The organism is Sutcliffiella halmapala (genome assembly GCF_050107295.1).
GTDB lineage: Bacteria > Bacillota > Bacilli > Bacillales > Bacillaceae_I > Sutcliffiella_A > Sutcliffiella_A halmapala_A.
In genome coordinates, this window is sequence record NZ_JBNIKR010000001.1 from 25,627 (window position 1) to 46,317 (window position 20,691).

Genomic DNA, 20,691 nt, shown 5'->3' on the forward strand with positions numbered 1-20,691 from the left:
AATATAAAAGTAACTTGAACAAAGGTAAAGGTTGTGCGTAAGTAGATGTTAAATAGAAAAGTAATGCTATTGATAGCCTTGATGACAATCCTTTTAATAGGATGTAATTCCAACAATGAATCAAGTCCTAATGCAGGTGAAAGTCCAGTAGGCGAAAACCCTTCCGAAGAAACAGGAAACGGACAACAACAAGAAGAAGAGGAAGAAGTTGAAGTGAAAGAAATCTTCCCACTTACAGGCACACCAGGAGAAACAGCTACAGATAAAAGACCTTTTGCGGTTGTCATAAATAATGATGTAAAAGCAAGACCTCAATCGGGCCTGCATAAAGCGGATATTGTCTACGAAGTTTTAGCGGAAGGCGATATCACCCGGTTACTCGCAATTTTCCAAAGCCAAGTGCCACCTGATTCCATAGGACCTGTAAGAAGTGCCCGGTCCTATTTTATCGATTTGGCAAAAGGCTATGATCCGATTTTCGTGTTCCATGGCTGGAGCCCAGGAGCCCGCGATAAAATCGAAGCGGGGGAAGTGGACGGAATCAACGGATTGACCTATGACGGAACGCTCTTCAAGCGGGCGAGCTTCCGCGTTGCGCCGCACAATTCCTATATTACGTATGATAATATAGAAAAAGGTTCGGACAGGCTCGGCTACTCCTTGGAGCAAGATGTACCTGCGCTATCCTTTCACAAAAAAGAGGATACGCCAGCAGGAGAGGAAACAGATTATGTGAAAGTCACCTATTCCAAAAGAGCGGCTACCCATGTGGAATACAGCTATGAGGAAAGTGATAACCACTATGTACGCTCCAGTGGCGGGGAGAAAAACATCGACCTCGACACATCAGAAGATATCGTGGCCCATAATATTCTCATTGTAGAATCTGACCACCAGATTGTGGACGATGCCGGCCGCAGGGAAATAGATATCACATCCGGAGGACGGGCAATCCTCATTCAGAACGGTGTCCGACGCGAAGTGGAATGGAAAGAAGCGGAAGGACGAATCCTTCCATACCTGAATGGAAGTCCCGTACCGTTCACACCCGGAAAAACGTGGATACAGATCGTTCCGGATTTAACTAACGTGAGCTATTAGAAAAGGAGACAAACATATGCAAATAAATAAATTACGAGGAAAAGAGCTGGATCAGTTATTTGAAGCGGTCCTCTCCCTGAAAGATCTGGAAGAGTGCTATCGATTTTTTGATGACCTCTGTACGGTAAACGAAATCCAATCCTTGGCTCAGCGCCTGGAAGTGGCAAGAATGCTGAAGGAAGGCTTTACGTACCATAAAATCGAAACGGAAACAGGTGCAAGCACAGCGACGATCTCCCGTGTGAAGCGCTGCCTGAATTACGGAAACGATGCGTACGAAATGGCATTGGACCGTATTCGTGACGAGAAGAAGGAAGAAGTGGGAGAGTAATTTTCTCTCTACATAAAGAAGGCGCCCCGCATCTTTGGATGATGGGTCGCCTTTTTCTGTTACCTATAAAAAGTCTCCTGCTTCGTTTTTACCCGCTCGACGCCTTCTTGCACACTTGCTGGGTCTGTGCTCCGTTTTCTAGTTCCCATATAATCCACCAACGCACCGAACGCTAACAGAATGGCAAATCCAATCACGAACCAAAGCCATACAGGCATTTAGGACACCTCCTTTTGAAAAAGGTATGAAACAAGTCGCTGGAAAATGATTTGTTTTTCACGTTGTAGTAATGGATATACCCGTTTATGTGCTACGGATAGCCGTTGTAATGTAATTTTAATAATTTTGGCGGCTGATTCGAGTGTTTTGATGAGCGGGGAGGCGGGGTTAGCTGAGCAAGGAGGTGGGTTATCGGTCCAAAATAGGCCATAATCGGTCCACTTTCCGGATTTATCGAGCGGAAACGTGCCTCAATAGGTCCACTTTCCAGGTTAATCGGTCCAAAATCACATTTAATCGATCAACTTTCCAAATATAGGAAAAACCGAACGCGTGTAAACAAACTGTAAGACTGCTAACAGCAATCCGGGGTAATCTATTCTATCCAAAACCGACGGTAATCTATCCACTTTCCCCATTAATCTAGCCAAAACGTGCCTCAATCTGTCCACTTCCCTTGCTACTCTGTCCAAAACCTCACTTATTTTGTCAACTTTCCAAATAAAGTAAAAACCGCTAAACCTAAACGACACCACATCACCGCACACCAACCAAAAAATAGGTCGCATCTTCCAGAAAACATTCTTCCTACATCTTTTTCGTATTCGCTCTGATTTTGTTATAATAGACAAATGGAAAATTAGAATGGGGGACGTTTGCAGTGTTACAGGAAATACGTGAATGGCAGCACGTTTTTAAATTAGATCCTAATAAAGAGATAACGGATGAAGATTTGGAGCTTGTGTGCGAATCCGGGACGGATGCCATTTTGGTTGGCGGAACGGACGGCGTGACATTGGACAATGTCCTGCACCTGATGAGCAGGGTCCGCAGATATTCGTTACCATGTGTGCTGGAAGTGTCAAACATAGAATCGGTCACACCGGGCTTTGACTTTTATTTCATTCCGACCGTATTGAACAGCCGCAAGACCGATTGGGTTGTGGACCTGCATGTCGAGGCGCTTAAGGAATACGGGGATATCATGAGCTGGGAGGAAATTGTCGCAGAGGGCTACTGCATTTTGAATGCAGATTGCAAGGCTGCACAATTGACCGAGGCTAAAACGGACCTGACAGAAGACGACGTCATTGCCTATGCGAGGCTCGCTGAGAAAATGTTTAATCTCCCTATCTTTTACTTAGAATATAGTGGGACTTACGGGGACGTGGAAATAGTTCAAGCGGCGAAAAGAACGCTCGAATCCACACAATTATTTTATGGGGGCGGAATCACATCAGCTGAGCGTGCAACAGAGATGGCGCAATTCGCAGATACCGTCGTAGTAGGAAATATCGTATATGAGAATCTATCAGAGGCCTTGAAAACAGTAGCGGCCGTTAAAAATAAATAAGAGACATTTCCAATAAAATCTAGTAGAATAAAAATAAGAACATATGTTTGTATAGGCGGTGGGAAAACATGCAATATTTAAGTCAAAGACTGCTTGAAGGGTTGAACCCGATGCAGCAGGAAGCGGTAAAGAAAACGGATGGTCCCCTGTTGATCATGGCAGGAGCGGGCAGTGGGAAGACGAAGGTGTTGACGCATCGTATCGCATACCTCATGGCGGAAAAGGAAGTGGCGCCGTGGAATATCCTTGCGATCACGTTTACGAACAAAGCGGCCCGCGAGATGAAAGAGCGTGTGCAGGTATTGCTTGGACCGGCTGCGGAGGATATCTGGATATCGACGTTCCACTCCATGTGTGTGCGTATCCTGCGCCGTGACATCGACCGGATCGGGATGAACCGTAATTTTACGATTCTCGATACAACCGATCAGCTTTCCGTGATAAAAAATATCCTGAAGGACCGAAATATCGATCCGAAGAAATTTGAACCGCGTACCATTCTCGGAACCATCAGTTCAGCGAAGAACGAACTGATGACACCGGAGGAGTATGCGAAGCAGCCGATGGGCCCTTATGAACAAAAGATCGGGGAAATCTACACAGACTACCAGAAGCGTCTTAAGAAAAACCAGGCGGTCGATTTTGATGATCTTATCATGACGACGATTCATCTGTTCAAGCGCGTACCGGAAGTATTGGAGTACTACCAGCGCAAATTCCAGTATATCCACGTGGATGAGTACCAGGATACGAACCGTGCACAATATACATTGGTCAAATTGCTTGCGGACCGCTTGAAGAACCTATGCGTAGTGGGGGATTCCGACCAGTCGATCTATCGCTGGCGCGGGGCGGATATCGCGAATATCCTTTCTTTTGAAAAAGACTACCCGAATGCCGAGGTTGTACTGTTGGAGCAGAACTACCGTTCCACGAAACGTATCCTTGAAGCGGCAAACCGCGTGATTGAAAACAATATCGGCAGAAAGAAAAAGAATCTCTGGACGGAAAATATGGAAGGCCAGAAAATCCTCTACTACCAGGCGGATTCAGAGAAATCAGAGGCGCAATTTGTGGTAGGGAAGATGAGGGAGATCCTTCAAAAAGACCCGAAACGAAAGCTTTCCGACTTTGCGATTCTTTACCGTACGAATGCACAGTCCCGTGTGATGGAGGAAATGCTGTTGATGTCCAACATCAACTACTCCATCGTAGGCGGCACAAAGTTCTACGATAGAAAAGAGATCAAGGACATCCTTGCCTACTTGCGTCTGATTGCAAATCCTGATGATGATATCAGCCTTGCGCGTATCGTCAATGTCCCGAAACGCGGCATCGGCGCTACGACCGTGGATAAAGTGGCACAATATGCAGCCCTGCATGACATATCCCTTTTCCAGGCATTGGCGGAGATCGACCTGATCGGGGTAAGCGGACGTGCAACAGCAGCTTTAAAAGAATTCCATGCATTGATCAACAACTATGTGCAAATGCAGGAATATATCTCCGTAACGGAGCTTGTAGAGGAAATATTGGACAAATCAGGCTACCGCGACATGCTGAAAGCGGACAAGACGATCGAGTCCCAGAGCCGTCTCGAGAATATCGACGAGTTTCTTTCCGTTACCAAGAACTTCGAGGAAAAATACGATGATAAGAGTCTGCTAGCATTCTTGACGGATCTTGCGCTTGTAGCGGATATCGATAAATTGGATGAAGAGGATGAAGCGCAGCAGGAGTCCGTCATCTTGATGACCCTGCATGCTGCAAAAGGATTGGAGTTCCCGGTTGTATTCCTGATCGGCTTGGAGGAAGGCGTCTTCCCTCACAGCCGTTCCCTTTTTGAAGAGATGGAGATGGAAGAGGAACGTCGCCTTGCCTACGTAGGAATTACACGTGCGGAACAGGAGTTGTTTATCACAAGCGCCCAAATGAGAACATTGTTTGGACGTACCAACATGAATCCTCCTTCCCGTTTCATCAAGGAAATTCCGGAAGACCTTATAGAAAACTATGCAAAACAGGAAACAAGAACGGCATCAAGACCGACCCCATTCGGAAGTAGCCGCTCTCCATTTGGCGGTTCCCCTTCCGCCCCGGCACAGCGACGTGCGACGTCCGCGGCGGTCAACCGTGGACTCAAAGCAACAGGCGGCGAAAGCCTCGATTGGGGTGTAGGAGACAAAGCGGAGCACAAAAAGTGGGGAATCGGTACCGTTGTTAGCGTAAAAGGTGAAGGTGACAACAAGGAGCTTGATATCGCATTCCCGAGTCCGACCGGTGTCAAAAGGCTGTTAGCGAAATTCGCACCAGTTACGAAAGTTTAGAAAAGAAAGGGCGACAAGCATGGAAAGAGATAAAGCAGAAAAGCGGGTTCGAGAGCTTCATGATATTTTGAATAGATACAACTATGAGTATCATGTACTGGACAAGCCATCGGTTTCTGACGCCGAATATGATTCCCTTTTGCATGAGCTTCTTACACTGGAAAAGGATTTTCCTGAGCTGCAGACTTCCGACTCCCCATCCCAGCGTGTAGGTGGAAACATTTTAGAAATGTTCAACAAGGTAGAGCATCGTACGCCGATGCTCAGCCTTGGCAATGCCTTTAACGAGGACGACCTGCGAGACTTCGACCGCCGTGTCAGACAGGGTGTAGGCGATGAAGTCACTTATGTATGTGAGTTGAAAATAGATGGATTGGCCGTGTCCCTCCGCTATGAGGATGGAGTGTTTGCCCAAGGTGCGACCCGTGGTGATGGTACAACGGGGGAAGATATCACAATGAACCTGAAGACGATCCGTTCGATTCCTTTGCGCCTGAAGGATCCAGTATCCATCGAAGTGCGCGGGGAAGCTTTTATGCCGAAAAGGTCGTTTGAAAAGCTGAACGAGGCAAAGCTTGAACGCGAGGAGGAGCCTTTTGCAAACCCTCGCAACGCAGCAGCCGGTTCCCTGCGTCAATTGGATCCGAAAATTGCAGCACAGCGTAACCTTGATGTGTATATATACAGCTTGGCGGATGCCGGTGAAACAGGTATCGAATCCCATAGTGAAGCCTTGAATTATTTAGAGGAAATAGGATTTAAAACAAATAAAGAGCGCCAAAAATGCTCATCCATCGAAGAAGTGATCGAATATGTCACAGCTTGGCACACAAAACGCCCGGACTTGTCGTATGATATAGATGGAATTGTGATCAAGGTCGATGAGACGGAGCAGCAGGAACAGCTCGGATTCACGGCAAAAAGTCCTAGATGGGCAGTGGCATACAAGTTTCCGGCGGAAGAGGTCGCGACAAAGCTGCTTGACATCGAACTGAATATCGGAAGAACGGGAGTCGTCACACCGACTGCCATCCTTGAGCCTGTCCGAGTAGCGGGTACGACCGTTGGGCGTGCGTCCTTACATAATGAGGATCTGATCCGCGAAAAGGACATAAAGCTTGGCGATTATGTTATTGTAAAAAAAGCAGGGGATATCATCCCTGAAGTAGTGAACGTCCTTGTGGAAAAACGCACTGGGGAAGAAAAGGACTTTCACATGCCGACGCATTGCCCGGAATGTGAAAGTGAGCTTGTCCGCATTGAAGGGGAAGTGGCACTTCGCTGCATCAACCCGAAATGTCCGGCGCAGATCCGGGAAGGATTGATCCACTTTGTTTCACGAAACGCCATGAATATCGATGGACTGGGCGAAAAGGTGATTGCACAGCTGTTCCGTGAAAATCTGATTGAAGATGTTGCAGACATATACAAGCTCTCAAAAGAACAGCTTCTTGGGCTCGAGCGAATGGGTGAAAAATCTGCGGATAACCTGATTTCCGCCATCGAAAAGACGAAAGAGAACTCCATGGAGCGCCTCCTATTCGGACTTGGAATCCGCCTGGTCGGAGCGAAGGCTGCGAAAACGTTGTCCCAGGAATTTGGCGATATGGATCGCCTTGCGTCCCTTACAAAGGAGGAGCTCACTGCAATTCATGAGATCGGCGATAAAATGGCAGATTCGATTGTGGCATATTTCGAGCAGCCTGAAGCGTTGGAATTGATGCAAGAGCTCAAAAGTGCCGGTGTCAATATGGAATACAAAGGTCTGAAGAAGGTCAGTGCAGAAGATGTGGATTCCTATTTTGCCGGAAAAACCATCGTCCTTACAGGTAAGCTTGAGGAGATGTCCCGTAATGATGCCAAAGTGGCAATCGAGCAGCTCGGTGGCAAGGTGACAGGCAGTGTAAGCAAAAATACACACCTCGTCATCGCGGGGGAAGATGCGGGTTCGAAGCTGGCAAAGGCGAATGAACTTGGCATTGAAGTATGGAACGAGGCGCAAATGCTTGAAGAAATACAATCATAAGAGGTGTTGTAAGGTGAATAGGTTTTTGGCGATTCTCCTTGTTGTTTCTCTCGCGGCAACGGGCTGTGTTCCGGGCTTTGAGAAAGAAGAAGAAGTGATTCAAGATCCAGGCGAACAGGAAACCATGGAAAAGGCGATTGTGCCAAGATACAAAATTTCAGATGACTACTACCAGACGATCCTCCCCTTCAAAGCGGGTCAGACCCGTGGACAGGTAGTGGCACGCTTAAATAGCAGAGTGGACGTCGAGCAGTTCGAAACCGGGCTCATGCGTCTATCCCAGGACCCTTTCCCTTCCGATAAGTATCTGTATCAGGAAGGGCAATACATTGATCGCACGACTGTGAGTCAATGGCTCGCTCGTAAATTGACGGATGCTCAGCTTGAGGAAAAGAAAGCGGCTGATAAAGACTATAAAACCCCTACTAATGGGCTTAACCCTGTACTTGTAAAGGGGAAAACAACCGAAGAAACGAATGAAAAAAGCCCGATCTATCTGGCTCATATCATGGAGCAGAATTATCTCGTCCGCAAAGATGACGGCACCGTAGAACTTGGCGGAGTATCAGTGGGTATCGCGCTGAACTCCGTGCACTATTACAATCTGCCGGCAGCTGATGGAGGCTTTCCGAGGGAGTATCCAATCCCCGACGCCGAGCTTGAAAAGGCCGGAAAGGAAATAGCCGAAGAGGTTGTCCGCAGAATGCGTAAAATCGAGGGGCTAGGCAATGTACCGATAGTAGTGGGGCTATTCAAACAAAGCCCGGCAACATCCATCGTACCTGGGCATTTCATCGCAAAAGCGAACATCCCTTCAGGTGAAGGCTCTGTCAGCAAATGGGAAGATCTGAATGAGGAATATCACCTTTTCCCATCAAAGGATGCAACGGAAAAGTACCGGGACGATGCGGTCCGATTTGATAACTTCAAGCTCGACATCGATGATTATTTTCCAAATCATACCGGTGTCATTGCAAAAGGTTACTATCGTGACCAGGAGCTACAGCAGGTCAATATCGAAGTCAATATGGACTTTTACGGGAAATCTGAACTCATCGGATTTACCCAATATGTAACTGGACTTGTCATGGAGCACTTCCCCAATTATATTAATCTGCAAGTTTCCATCACTTCCATAAATGGCGAAGAAGCCCTCATCGTGCGAGATGCAGGTGCAGATGAGCCGTTTGTTCATATTTATTAAAGTAGAAAACCCGCAATGAAATGCGGGTTTTTTTTGTGTCTTCTGGTAAAGTAACAACACTTCAATGCTTTTTACAAACTGCTATTCTTTTCTAATTGGCTGTGTTAAAGGGATAGTGTTGACCTTCAAGTGCCTGTTAAAGTAAAACAAAACTGCTCCTTATTATTTTCCATCAAACAATATTTGAAAGACCCGTAAGGATAAGGTAGAATGAGAAATGTATGCAAGCGCTTTAGAATGCGAAGGAGGCGAATGTAATGGTATTACCTTACAAACATGAACCATTTACAGATTTCACTAATGAGGAGAACAAGCAGGCCTACTTAGAAGGCTTAAAGCTAGTAAACTCCTATTTAGGACAAGATTATGACCTGGTAATTGGAGGAGAACGTGTTACGACTGAAGATAAAATCGTATCCGTTAACCCTGCAAATAAAGAGGAAGTTATTGGTCGTGTGTCAAAAGCGGATCGCGAATTAGCGGAAAAGGCAATGCAGGCTGCTGATGAGACGTTCAACACTTGGCGCAAAGTAAAGCCTGAAGTAAGAGCGGACATCCTGTTCCGTGCGGCTGCAATCATTCGCCGTCGCAAGCATGAATTCTCTGCATTATTAACAAAAGAAGCGGGTAAACCTTGGAATGAGGCGGATGCGGATACAGCGGAAGCAATCGATTTCCTTGAGTACTATGCTCGTCAAATGCTGAAATTAAAAGACGGTATGCCTGTGGAAAGCCGCGTAGGCGAATATAACCGTTATAACTATATTCCACTAGGAGTAGGTGTCATCATCTCCCCTTGGAACTTCCCATTTGCTATCATGGCTGGTACAGCAGTAGCGGCAATTGTAGCGGGTAACACTGTATTGTTGAAACCGGCATCTACGACTCCAATAGTAGCGGCAAAATTTGTGGAAGTAATGGAAGAGGCAGGTTTACCTGCAGGCGTTCTTAACTTCGTACCAGGTAGTGGTGCGGAAGTGGGAGACTATCTTGTTGACCACCCTCGTACACGTTTCATTTCCTTCACAGGATCTCGTGATGTAGGTCTACGCATCTATGAGCGTGCTTCCAAAGTGAACCCTGGCCAAATCTGGCTGAAGCGTGTGATCGCTGAAATGGGCGGAAAAGATACGATTGTTGTAGACAGCGAAGGCGATCTTGAATTGGCTGCTCAATCCATCGTAAAATCTGCTTTCGGATTCTCCGGTCAAAAATGTTCTGCGTGCTCCCGTGCGGTAATCGTGGAAGATGTATATGACCAAGTGTTGAACCGTGCAGTTGAATTAACAAAAGAATTAACAGTTGGAGATCCTACTGACAACTCCCACTTCATGGGACCAGTCATCGATCAAGCTGCATTCGATAAGGTCATGAAATATGTTGGCATCGGTAAAGAAGAAGGACGCATCCTTGCAGGTGGAGAAGGAGACAACTCCAAAGGATTCTTCGTACAACCGACAATCGTTGCAGACGTAGATCCACAAGGCCGCTTAATGCAAGAGGAGATCTTCGGGCCAGTTGTAGCATTCTCCAAAGCAAAAGATTTCGATCATGCGCTTGAGATTGCCAACAACACAGAATACGGTTTGACTGGTGCGGTTATCACAAACAACCGTGAAAAAATCGAAAAAGCTCGTGAAGACTTCCACGTTGGGAACCTATACTTCAACCGTGGATGCACAGGCGCAATCGTTGGGTACCAGCCATTCGGCGGATTCAACATGTCAGGAACAGACTCCAAAGCGGGCGGACCTGATTACCTGTTGCTTCACCTTCAAGCGAAAACAACATCTGAAACTTTATAATATAAGTGAAGGCCCAAATCTCATGTGGATTTGGGCTTTTTCTTTTTAAACTCCTAATGGCAAGCTTAAACTGCGCTCGATAAGTAAGAGGATATATTTTACATATATTCAATGGATAACATCATACTAAACATTGTGCAAAGTTCGTTTGCATCCGTCAAAATGAAGGAGGACTATAATGAAAAGATTAATGTTTATGCTCACGGCTCTCTTGCTCATGTTTGTGGTAGTCAATGGTGTCTCAGCAGCAGAGAACAGAGTAGCAGATGCAAAAGTAAGAATTGTCCACGCTTCCCCAGATGCCCCTGCTGTTGATGTGTATGTCGATGGAACGGTTGTTGTGCAAGGTGCAGTTTTCAAGGATGCTACAAAGTACCTTCCGCTAAAAGCAGGCGAATACAAAGTGGAAATCTATCCTGCAGGGAAAAAGGACAAGGCAGTGTTATCGCAGAAGGTAAGAGTGGAAGCAGGGAAAGCCTACACGGTTGCTGCAGCAAACAAGCTCGCCAACCTTGAACTGGTGATCGCGGAAGATTCCACTGAACCTACAGAAGGAAAAGCGAAGGTGCGTGTGGGCCATCTTTCCCCTGACGCTCCTACGGTGGATGTCGGTCTAAAAGGTGGGGATGCCCTATTCTCTGGAGCTTCCTTCAAAGGAATTACCGATTACAAGGAAGTAGATCCAGGAACGTATGACCTGGAAATAAGAACACCGGAAGATAAAAAGATATTGGACCTTTCTGGAACAAAGCTCGAGGCAGATACGGTTTACACAGTTCTTGCTGTGAACACTGCAAATCAATTGGAAGTAATTGTACTGATTGACTCTGAAAAATAAGAGGAATGGCCTTACTTTCGTGACGTGACGGAGTAAGGCTTTTTTTTATTAAAGTAGCTTTTTTTAAACAAACGTTTGATTAAGCAATGGTAGAAAGTTAGGAAAAACAAAGGGTTCGGCGCTTCGTTTACAAATAAGCTTTTTCAAAAATTATAGTAGAAATTATGTCGCTTTTTGCCTGGATTATGGAGGGGATGTCGAAAATACTTTCCCGGGAAAGTATTTTTAAAACAAACGTTTGATTAAATTTTTTATAATCTGAACGGCCCCAAGGGATTGAAATTCTTTTAACAAATTAACTTTTAAAAAAGGATTTCTGATATAACAAAAAGGAGAGCCTGAAATAGGCTCTCCTCGAATAAATCTTTAGTCTTCTTTATTATGTTCCTCAACCATTGTTTCTTCCATTTCCGTAAATGTCTCACGGACCTTCTTGCGAGGGAGGTTCGTCAAGTAACTTACGATGATAACTGCAAGTGCGCTTAGGAAGAACCCTGGAATCATCTCATACAAGTATTTGGTTGTCGCAATACCATTGATTTTAAATGGACCATAAATCCAGATCAGGACTGTCAATGCCCCGACGATCATACCTGCCAGTGCACCCCAACGGTTCATACGTTTCCAGTAAAGACTTAATAGAACAACTGGTCCGAATGCGGCACCAAACCCTGCCCAAGCCTGTCCAACAAGATCAAGGATCGTGTCATTTGGAGTGTAGGAAAGGAAGATGGAGATTATGGCAACCAGAAGCACAGATAGACGACCGATTAGTACCAGTTCCTTATCTGTAGCTTGGCGACGGAAGAAAGTTTTATAGAAGTCTTCCGTTAAGGCACTGGATGTTACCAGCAATTGAGATGAAATCGTGCTCATGATAGCCGCAAGAATAGCTGCCAGTAAGAACCCTGTGATTAATGGATGGAACAATACCTGTGAAAAGGCAATGAAAATGGTTTCGGAATTGTCCAAATCCATTCCTGTGCGGTTTACATAAGCGATACCCACAAGACCTGTAGCCATCGCACCGATAATGGATACGATCATCCAGCTCATTCCGATACGGCGAGCAGCTTTGAAGTCACGAATCGATTTGATCGCCATAAAGCGGACGATGATATGCGGCTGTCCGAAGTAGCCTAGTCCCCATGCAAGCAAGGAGATGATTCCAAGGACAGTCGTTCCTGTAAAGAAGTCCAAGTAGCTAGGATCGATGGCACGGACTTCATCAACCGTGGTACCAACTCCACCTAGGCTTGTAAAAGCAACGATTGGTACAAGGACCAATGCAAGCAGCATGATAACACCTTGTGCAAAGTCTGTTAAGCTTACTGCTAGAAATCCGCCGAAAAGAGTGTATGCCACTACAACTCCGGCTGTCACGAATAGTCCAGTTCTATAATCCAATCCGAAGGCACTTTCGAAAAGTGTACCGCCGGAAACCATACCAGCAGACGTGTAAAGTGTAAAGAAAATGATAATAACGATTGCAGATACAAAACGAAGAATTCGAGTGCCATCGTAGAAACGATTCTCGAAATAATCTGGGATAGTAATAGAATCATTTGCTACTTCCGTATAGGTACGAAGTCGAGGTGCTACAAGTATATAGTTCAAATATGCCCCGATGGTTAACCCTACCGCTATCCAAATACTCGAAATACCAGATGCATACATCGCTCCAGGTAATCCCATCAGCATCCAGCCACTCATGTCGGATGCCCCTGCAGATAATGCAGTAACACCAGGACCTAGCTGGCGGCCCCCAAGCATATATTCGGAAATGTTATCCGTAGATTTTTTATAGGCATAGTATCCAATCGCTAGCATCCCGATGAAATACAAGCCTAAAGATATAAATGTTCCAAATTCCAACAAAATCAACTCCTGTGTTTTCTCTCTTTTTTCGGCAATTTCGGCGCCCCAAATTGCTCTGATACCGGTTACGAGTATTTAAGCTAACAAAGTATTTCCCTTAATTCAAGCGAATGAAACCTTTTTCAATAGGTAGAAAAGAGTTGTATCCCTTGAGGCTTGGGGGATAGGAGTACATTAGAAAAAAAATAAAGTAATACTATTCTGAATTTTCAATCGCGTAATATTCCTGTAATTTGACTGACATTTTTAGAACTATTTTTACAGCGTTATTTTCCCCCAAAAAGGATGAAATACATGTAAGTGTTTTACATTTTTGAGTCTTTGTGAACAAACGTACAAGTAGCGAGGCCTTGCTATTGCTTGAGCGGGGTAAAGTTTAGTATGATAAAAGGATATTGTGCAAGGTTCGATATTTTGCGGAGGTGAAAGAGGATGTCCCGTATTTCTGAGGATCAAGTAAAACATGTGGCACATTTGGCTCGTCTTGCGATCAGCGAAGAGGAAGCGGTAATGTTCACAAGTCAATTGGATGCAATCATTTCATTCGCGGAGCAGCTGAATGAATTAGATACAGATCATGTTCAACCGACCACTCATGTACTTCCTATGAAGAACGTCATGAGAGAGGATGTAGCAAAAGAAGGCCTACCGGTTGATGAGGTATTAAAAAACGCGCCGGACCATAAGAATGGCCAGATTCGCGTACCGTCAATTATAGAATAGTCAGGAGGGAAACCATGTCATTGTTTGATAAGAAGCTATCGGAATTACATAGCCTTTTACATAAAAAAGAAATCTCAGTTTCGGATTTAGTGGAAACATCCTACAAACGCATAGGCGAAGTGGATGGAAAAGTACAGGCATTTCTAACGCTTGACGAAGAAAATGCCCGCAAACAAGCGAGTGAGCTCGACGAAGCGCTTGGCACAGAGAAGGAGCATGGCCTATTATTCGGTCTTCCTGTCGGTGTAAAGGATAACATCGTGACAAAAGGAATCCGTACTACGTGTGGGAGTAAGATTCTTGGCGATTTCAACCCTATCTATGACGCTACCGTTGTAGAAAAGCTGAAGAAGGCAGAAACCATTACAATCGGTAAAATCAACATGGATGAATTCGCGATGGGTTCTTCTAATGAAAATTCTGCGTATGCAGCAACACGCAATCCATGGAATCTGGATCGCGTACCAGGTGGATCCAGTGGCGGTTCCGCAGCGGCAGTAGCAGCAGGAGAGGTTTTCTTCTCCCTTGGTTCTGATACAGGTGGATCGATCCGCCAGCCGGCAGCATTTTGTGGGGTAGTCGGATTAAAGCCTACATATGGCCGTGTGTCCCGTTACGGATTGGTTGCTTTTGCATCCTCCCTGGACCAGATCGGACCGATCACACGTACTGTGGAAGACAACGCATATCTTCTGCAAGCGATCTCCGGGATGGACCAGATGGACTCCACTTCTGCGAACGCGGAGGTTCCAGACTTCCTTTCCAGCATGACTGGTGATGTGAAGGGGCTGAAAATCGGTGTGCCAAAAGAATACCTTGGTGAAGGTGTAAGTGAAGAAGTGCGGCAATCCGTACTGGACGCATTGAAGGTATTGGAAGGACTAGGCGCAACTTGGGAAGAGGTTTCCTTGCCTCACTCCAAATACGCATTGGCTACCTACTATCTACTTTCTTCATCAGAAGCGTCCGCCAACCTGGCTCGCTTTGACGGTGTCCGCTACGGCTACCGCACGGACAATGCGAAAAACCTTTTAGAGATGTACAAGCAGACGCGAAGCGAGGGATTCGGTCCGGAAGTGAAACGCCGTATCATGCTTGGAACATATGCCTTGAGTGCAGGTCACTATGATGCATACTATATCAAAGCGCAGAAGGTTCGTACCTTGATCAAACAGGACTTTGAAAAGGTCTTTGAAAAATATGATGTCATTGTTGGACCGACAACTCCGACTCCAGCTTTTAAAGTGGGCGAAAAGACGAAGGATCCATTAACGATGTATGCGAACGATATCCTGACCATCCCCGTAAACCTTGCGGGAGTCCCAGGAATCTCTGTACCAGCAGGATTCGTGGATGGACTGCCTGTCGGCTTGCAGATCATTGCGAAGCATTTCGATGAAAGCACCATTTACCGTGTTGCACATGCGTTCGAGCAGGCAACCGACCATCATAAACAAAAACCACAACTGTAAGGGGTGAGACGATGAACTTTGAAACGATTATTGGACTTGAGGTACACGTAGAGCTTAAAACAAAATCCAAAATTTTCTCGGCTAGCCCGAACGAATTCGGCGCAGAACCGAACTCCAATACAAGCGTAGTGGAACTGGGGTACCCTGGAACCTTGCCTGTGCTCAATAAACAAGCGGTGGAGTATGCAATGAAAGCTGCGATGGCATTGAACTGTGAGGTTGCGACCGACACGAAATTCGACCGAAAAAACTACTTCTACCCGGACAACCCTAAGGCTTACCAGATTTCCCAATATGACAAGCCGATCGGCGAAAACGGCTGGATCGATATTGAAGTGAACGGTGAAAAGAAACGCATCGGTATCACTCGCCTTCACCTTGAGGAAGATGCAGGGAAACTGATGCACACAGGTGACGGCTACTCCCTGGTGGACTATAACCGTCAAGGAACACCTCTTGTGGAAATCGTATCCGAGCCGGACATCAGAACTCCGGAAGAGGCTTACGCATATCTTGAAAAATTGAAAAGCATCATCCAATATACAGGCGTATCCGATTGTAAAATGGAAGAAGGCTCCCTTCGCTGTGACGCGAACATCTCCCTTCGTCCTGTTGGACAAGAGAAATTCGGGACAAAAGCGGAGCTTAAGAACCTGAACTCCTTCAACTTTGTCCAAAAGGGCTTGGAGCATGAAGTGGTTCGTCAGGAGAAGGTACTTCTGTCCGGCGGAGTTATCGAGCAGGAGACCCGCCGTTATGATGAAGCAACGAAAGAGACTGTCTTGATGCGTGTAAAAGAAGGATCGGATGACTACCGTTACTTCCCGGAGCCGGACCTTGTTGCCCTTCACATCGATGATGAGTGGAAGGCTCGTGTCCGTGCAGAAATTCCTGCCCTTCCGGATGAGCGCAAGCGCCGCTACGTGGAAGAGCTTGGCTTGCCTGCGTATGACGCACAAGTATTGACTCTGACGAAAGAAATGTCCGATTTCTTCGATGAGACAATTAGCGAAGGAGCCGATGCGAAGCTTGCCTCCAACTGGTTGATGGGCGAGGTTTCCGCGTACTTGAACGCCGAGGGGAAAGAGTTGGATGATGTTGCGTTGACTCCAGCCGGCCTTGCTGGCATGATTAAGCTGCTGGAAAAAGGCACGATCTCTTCCAAGATTGCGAAGAAGGTATTCAAGGAGCTTATCGAAAACGGCGGCGACGCAGAGAAGATCGTCAAAGACCAAGGTCTTGTACAAATCTCTGACGAAAGTACCCTTCGCAAAATCGTCGGCGAAACGCTTGACGCCAACCCTCAATCCATCGAAGACTTCAAAAGTGGGAAGGAACGCGCAATCGGCTTCCTTGTAGGGCAGATCATGAAAGCGACAAAAGGACAGGCAAACCCTCCGATGGTCAACAAGCTGTTGCTTGAGGAGATTAAGTTGAGATAATTTTAGTGGGACTCCGGCTTTTAGCTGGGGTTCTTTTTTGTTGTTTTAGTGGGGCGGCGAGGCTGAGAGGTTGCGGGGGGCGAGGGAGTGAGTTCCGGAATTTGTCGGAATTTGGCGTTCGGGCGAAAAGAGGGTGTAATCGGGCGAAAAGCCCACAACATCGGGCGTAAATTTTGTTTATCGGGCGCAAATTCGAGAAATCGGGCGGAAAATCCAAAAAGCGGGCGTAACCGTAAAGCATGGTGGTTACGCGGATGGAAATGGAGCGCGGTGTAGGGATTTTCATTCACAGAATTACAAATCTTGCCCGGAAAAGATCCAATTTGTTAGTTCAGTGGGGCGGACGGCGGGTATTTTTTTACCTGGGAGAAAGGGGCGTGGTCGGGTTCGGTGACGGGCTTTTCGACCAAACGAGCAGAGCAAAAAGCCAATCATCCTTCGGAAATCCCCACATCCACCAACCGCACCCTACACAAAAAAAGCAAGGCGCCGCATTCCCCGCAGCACCTTACCTTCCCAAACTTTCAAACCCTAAAACTCCCGCACATCACCCATATACTCTTCTAATGTAATTCCTCTATTAAAGATATCCGTCGCAATATCCACTCCTACATAGCGGTAATGCCAAGGCTCAAAGGCATAGCCCGTAATGTTAGTCTTTCCTTTCGGATACCGCAGGATGAAACCGTAGTGATGGGCGTTGGATGCGAGCCATTTGCCCTCGGTGGTGTTTTCGAAGCTCTCGACAAGCTCAAGACCTACGCTTTTGGCGGTGATGTCCATTGTGAGTCCGGTCTGGTGTTCACTTGTTCCGGGACGGGCCACATACAGAACGGCCTGTTCGTAGCCAAAGGTTGCAATTTCATTTTTGAAAATGGACTCCTGGGTTTCGTAGGAACGGAAACCGGAGCGGGCATAAAGCTCGATGCTTTCAGAAGAAGCGCCGGCAAACATCATCTCCAATGCTTCGGCAGCCTCCTTGCGTAGCTTGGACCGGTCGCTGTTTTCGTTGCCAAAAGAAAAAGGCACATTCGGGCGGATCAAATCAGGTGGGCGGTACCCATCCGGCAAGGCCCAGAATTTATTGACCATCACATTGATCGCTGTCGGGTTTGCGACAACCGGGATGGCCTCTTCTTCAGCGGGAGCATCCGGTTCTCCTGTCACGGGTTCGCTCGGCTCCTCTTCTTCTTCAGTAGGTTCTGTTGGTGTTTCTTCTTCAGGCTCATCCTCCACGACCGCTACCTCCTTGTTGAAAAATCCTTCCCATTTCTCTTTTACGGGGGGAAGCTCAGGTGATTTCGAAGCATGTCGACTGCTCATCAGGACAGGTTCTTCTCTGGATAAGGTTTCAAGTGGATTGCATGCTGCAAGAAGTGCAACGCAGGATGTTCCAATCAGTAGTTTTTTTATCATTTGCAATGGTTTTCCTCTCTGGATTGGTTTATTATGGAAGAGATGTAATTATTTTTTCGTATATTCACAATAGTCTCTTTTCTATTTTACACCTTTCACAAGCTTTTAAACAGTTGGTAAATAATCTTTGCCGAATTTTGAAACCTGTGGGGATTTCTTCCGTATATACTACTGGAAGTACAAATGGGGGAGAGGATCAGTCGACGCAAAGTTGGGAGAAGCCAGAAAGCTCTGAAGGAAAAGGTGGGACAAGGAACCTGTCCCAAAGAAAGGACCGATTGCCTATGACGATGTTTGGAATGGAAATGATGCAGCTTTATTTTTGGGGCCTCATTGTTTTTGGAAGCTTGACACTTATTTATATTCTGTTGTCTGATATTGTGGATGGAATTTTTGATGCAATACCTGTGGATCCGGCACTTATTTTATCATTTTTGACGGTGTTTAGTGCATCAGGCTATCTGCTGGATAAGTTTTCACCACTGACAGATTGGTTTGTGTTGGGCACATCCACCGTAATCTCCAGCATATTAGTCACTTTGCTGCATGTATTCGTTTTTGTGCCGATCCGTTCTGCCGAGGCTTCACTTGGATATTCGGATGATGACATGAAAGGGAAGCTTGCCAAGGTCATTATTTCCATACCGAAGGACGGCTTTGGGGAAGTGGTCTTGAGCATTGGCGGCAGTACCGTCTCAAAATCGGCGCAGAGCTTTGAAAATGAAGCAATCCCATACGAAACGGAAGTACTGATCATCGATGTCCAAAAAGGGGTAGTTTTTGTGACCCCGTACGAAAAAGTATTAGAATCTTATAATCAATAGGGGGAATCGCACATGGTATTTGGAGAAATCGCCATCATTATCGCAGTCGTCGCCATCTTGATTTTTGCACTGATAGTCGTGTTTGTTGCACGATATAAGACGGCAGGTCCGGACGAAGCACTCATTATCACTGGTAGTTATCTAGGCGGAAAAAATGTACACGTGGACGAATCAGGGAACAAGATTAAGATTGTACGAGGCGGCGGTGCGTTTATCGTGCCGGTGTTCCAGCAATCCGATCCACTAAGCTTGCTATCTATTAAACTGGACGTTAAAACTCCGGAAGTATACACAGAGCAAGGTGTACCGGTTATGGCAGACGGTACGGCAATCATCAAGATCGGCAGCTCGATCGGTGATATTGCTACAGCTGCCGAGCAGTTTTTAGGGAAAGCTAAAGAAGACATGGAAAACGAAGCTCGTGAAGTACTAGAGGGTCACTTGCGTTCTATTTTGGGATCCATGACAGTAGAAGAAATTTATAAAAATCGTGAAAAATTCTCACAGGAAGTACAGCGCGTAGCGTCTCAGGATTTGGCGAAGATGGGTCTTATCATCGTTTCCTTCACAATCAAAGATGTACGTGACAGCAACGGCTACCTGGAATCTCTAGGAAAGCCACGTATCGCGCAAGTCAAGCGTGATGCGGATATTGCTACTGCAGAAGCTGATAAAGAAACACGTATCAAGCGTGCAGAAGCTGCAAAGGATGCGCAGCGTGCAGAACTTGAGCGTGCGACGGAAATCGCGGAAGCGGAAAAAGAGAACCAAATGAAAATTGCGGAGTACCGCAGAGAGCAAGATATCGCAAAAGCACGTGCCGACCAGGCATACCACCTCGAAGAAGCCCGCGCGAAGCAGGAAGTAACCGAGCAGCAAATGCAGATCCAGATCATCGAGCGTCAAAAGCAGATCGAGCTTGAGGAAAAAGAGATCCTGCGTCGTGAACGCCAGTATGATTCCGAAGTGAAGAAGAAAGCCGATGCGGACCGCTACTCTGTTGAACAGGGAGCGGCAGCAGACAAGGCGAAGCAAATGGCCGAAGCAGATGCAAACAAATACCGCATCGAGGCAATGGCAAAAGCGGAAGCGGAAAAGATCCGTATCGACGGTATCGCAAAAGCCGACGCACAAAGAGCGCAAGGGGAATCCGAAGCGGAAGTTATCCGTCTGAAGGGTCTTGCAGAAGCGGAAGCGAAGGAAAAAATCGCAGAAGCATTCGAACAGTTCGGTCAAGCGGCTATCTTGGATATGATCATCAAAATGCTTCCTGAATACGCGAAGCAGGTAGCAGCTCCACTTGGTAACATCGACAAGATCACGGTTGTTGACACTGGCAGCAGCGGTGAAAACGGCGGTGCCAACAAAATCACAGGCTACGCAACGAACCTGATGTCCACGCTTCAGGAATCCCTGAAAGCATCATCCGGCATCGACGTAAAAGAGCTGATCGAAAACTTCTCAGGCAAAGGCAACATCCGCAACAGCATCGACAGCCTGACAAACGAAATCAGCACACCAAAAAGCACCGACAAAAAAGAAACAAACGTGGAAGAACAGAAATAAGCAAGAGGGATAAAAAATTTGTAAAGAGGGCCAGACCCCGGCAGGAATTTGCTACAGAATGTAGTACTGCTTGGGGTCTGGCCCTTTTTGTTACAAAGTTTACGGTTCTCGCAATTTTCGTTTTTATTGCATCTGATGCAGGGAATAGGCTAATATGTTATCTGG

The 20,691-nt window shown here is 46.4% G+C and carries 16 protein-coding genes; 13 read left to right on the plus strand and 3 right to left on the minus strand.

Going from position 1 to position 20,691, the window contains the following annotated elements:
* Positions 1-45: 45 nt before the first annotated feature.
* Complete coding sequence (locus ACQCT5_RS00155; protein WP_499637535.1) at positions 46-1,101, plus strand: DUF3048 domain-containing protein; 1,056 nt, start codon at positions 46-48, stop codon at positions 1,099-1,101.
* Between the two features lie 16 nt (positions 1,102-1,117).
* Positions 1,118-1,432, plus strand: coding sequence for a YerC/YecD family TrpR-related protein (locus ACQCT5_RS00160; protein ID WP_204419089.1), 315 nt, complete (start codon positions 1,118-1,120; stop codon positions 1,430-1,432).
* A gap of 59 nt (positions 1,433-1,491) precedes the next feature.
* Here the strand turns inward: ACQCT5_RS00160 and ACQCT5_RS00165 are convergent, their stop codons facing one another.
* Positions 1,492-1,650, minus strand: coding sequence for a hypothetical protein (locus tag ACQCT5_RS00165; protein ID WP_499637538.1), 159 nt, complete (start codon positions 1,648-1,650; stop codon positions 1,492-1,494).
* 662 nt (positions 1,651-2,312) lie between these two features.
* On the opposite strand from ACQCT5_RS00165, the gene pcrB reads away from it, so the two are divergent.
* From pcrB to ACQCT5_RS00195, 6 genes are all read left to right on the plus strand, one after another.
* Complete coding sequence (pcrB, locus tag ACQCT5_RS00170) at positions 2,313-3,005, plus strand: heptaprenylglyceryl phosphate synthase (RefSeq protein WP_499637541.1); 693 nt, start codon at positions 2,313-2,315, stop codon at positions 3,003-3,005.
* 68 nt (positions 3,006-3,073) lie between these two features.
* On the plus strand, positions 3,074-5,332 hold the full coding sequence (pcrA, locus tag ACQCT5_RS00175; RefSeq protein ID WP_499637544.1) for a DNA helicase PcrA: 2,259 nt from the start codon (positions 3,074-3,076) through the stop codon (positions 5,330-5,332).
* Positions 5,333-5,351: 19 nt separating this feature from the next.
* Entirely contained in the window at positions 5,352-7,358 is a 2,007-nt protein-coding gene (gene ligA / locus ACQCT5_RS00180; protein ID WP_499637546.1) for an NAD-dependent DNA ligase LigA, read from the plus strand.
* A gap of 13 nt (positions 7,359-7,371) precedes the next feature.
* Positions 7,372-8,562 (plus strand): CamS family sex pheromone protein, encoded by a 1,191-nt coding sequence (locus ACQCT5_RS00185; protein WP_499637549.1) that lies wholly within the window; start codon positions 7,372-7,374, stop codon positions 8,560-8,562.
* 257 nt (positions 8,563-8,819) lie between these two features.
* On the plus strand, positions 8,820-10,367 hold the full coding sequence (pruA, locus tag ACQCT5_RS00190) for an L-glutamate gamma-semialdehyde dehydrogenase (RefSeq protein WP_499637552.1): 1,548 nt from the start codon (positions 8,820-8,822) through the stop codon (positions 10,365-10,367).
* Positions 10,368-10,545: 178 nt separating this feature from the next.
* Positions 10,546-11,205 (plus strand): DUF4397 domain-containing protein, encoded by a 660-nt coding sequence (locus tag ACQCT5_RS00195; protein WP_499637555.1) that lies wholly within the window; start codon positions 10,546-10,548, stop codon positions 11,203-11,205.
* A 366-nt stretch (positions 11,206-11,571) separates the two neighbouring features.
* Here the strand turns inward: ACQCT5_RS00195 and putP are convergent, their stop codons facing one another.
* Positions 11,572-13,080, minus strand: coding sequence for a sodium/proline symporter PutP (putP, locus tag ACQCT5_RS00200; protein ID WP_499637558.1), 1,509 nt, complete (start codon positions 13,078-13,080; stop codon positions 11,572-11,574).
* 435 nt (positions 13,081-13,515) lie between these two features.
* Between putP and gatC the strand changes: the two genes are divergently transcribed.
* The 3 genes from gatC to gatB are packed head-to-tail and all read left to right on the plus strand — an operon-like array spanning position 13,516 to position 16,720.
* Positions 13,516-13,806 carry an Asp-tRNA(Asn)/Glu-tRNA(Gln) amidotransferase subunit GatC gene (gatC, locus tag ACQCT5_RS00205; protein WP_499637561.1) on the plus strand — a complete coding sequence of 97 codons (291 nt, stop codon included), beginning with the start codon at positions 13,516-13,518 and terminating at the stop codon, positions 13,804-13,806.
* 14 nt (positions 13,807-13,820) lie between these two features.
* Positions 13,821-15,278 (plus strand): Asp-tRNA(Asn)/Glu-tRNA(Gln) amidotransferase subunit GatA, encoded by a 1,458-nt coding sequence (gene gatA / locus ACQCT5_RS00210; protein WP_499637564.1) that lies wholly within the window; start codon positions 13,821-13,823, stop codon positions 15,276-15,278.
* 11 nt (positions 15,279-15,289) lie between these two features.
* A complete protein-coding gene (gene gatB / locus ACQCT5_RS00215; RefSeq protein WP_499637565.1) occupies positions 15,290-16,720 on the plus strand; it encodes an Asp-tRNA(Asn)/Glu-tRNA(Gln) amidotransferase subunit GatB in 1,431 nt (476 codons plus the stop codon).
* A 531-nt stretch (positions 16,721-17,251) separates the two neighbouring features.
* Here the strand turns inward: gatB and ACQCT5_RS00220 are convergent.
* A complete protein-coding gene (locus ACQCT5_RS00220; protein ID WP_499637568.1) occupies positions 17,252-18,136 on the minus strand; it encodes a M15 family metallopeptidase in 885 nt (294 codons plus the stop codon).
* Between the two features lie 284 nt (positions 18,137-18,420).
* On the opposite strand from ACQCT5_RS00220, the gene ACQCT5_RS00225 reads away from it, so the two are divergent.
* Together ACQCT5_RS00225 and floT are read left to right on the plus strand one after the other, a co-directional pair.
* Positions 18,421-18,960 carry an NfeD family membrane protein gene (locus tag ACQCT5_RS00225; RefSeq protein ID WP_499637571.1) on the plus strand — a complete coding sequence of 180 codons (540 nt, stop codon included), beginning with the start codon at positions 18,421-18,423 and terminating at the stop codon, positions 18,958-18,960.
* Positions 18,961-18,972: 12 nt separating this feature from the next.
* On the plus strand, positions 18,973-20,526 hold the full coding sequence (floT, locus tag ACQCT5_RS00230) for a flotillin lipid rafts scaffold protein FloT (protein WP_499637574.1): 1,554 nt from the start codon (positions 18,973-18,975) through the stop codon (positions 20,524-20,526).
* The last annotated feature ends 165 nt before the right edge of the window (positions 20,527-20,691 follow it).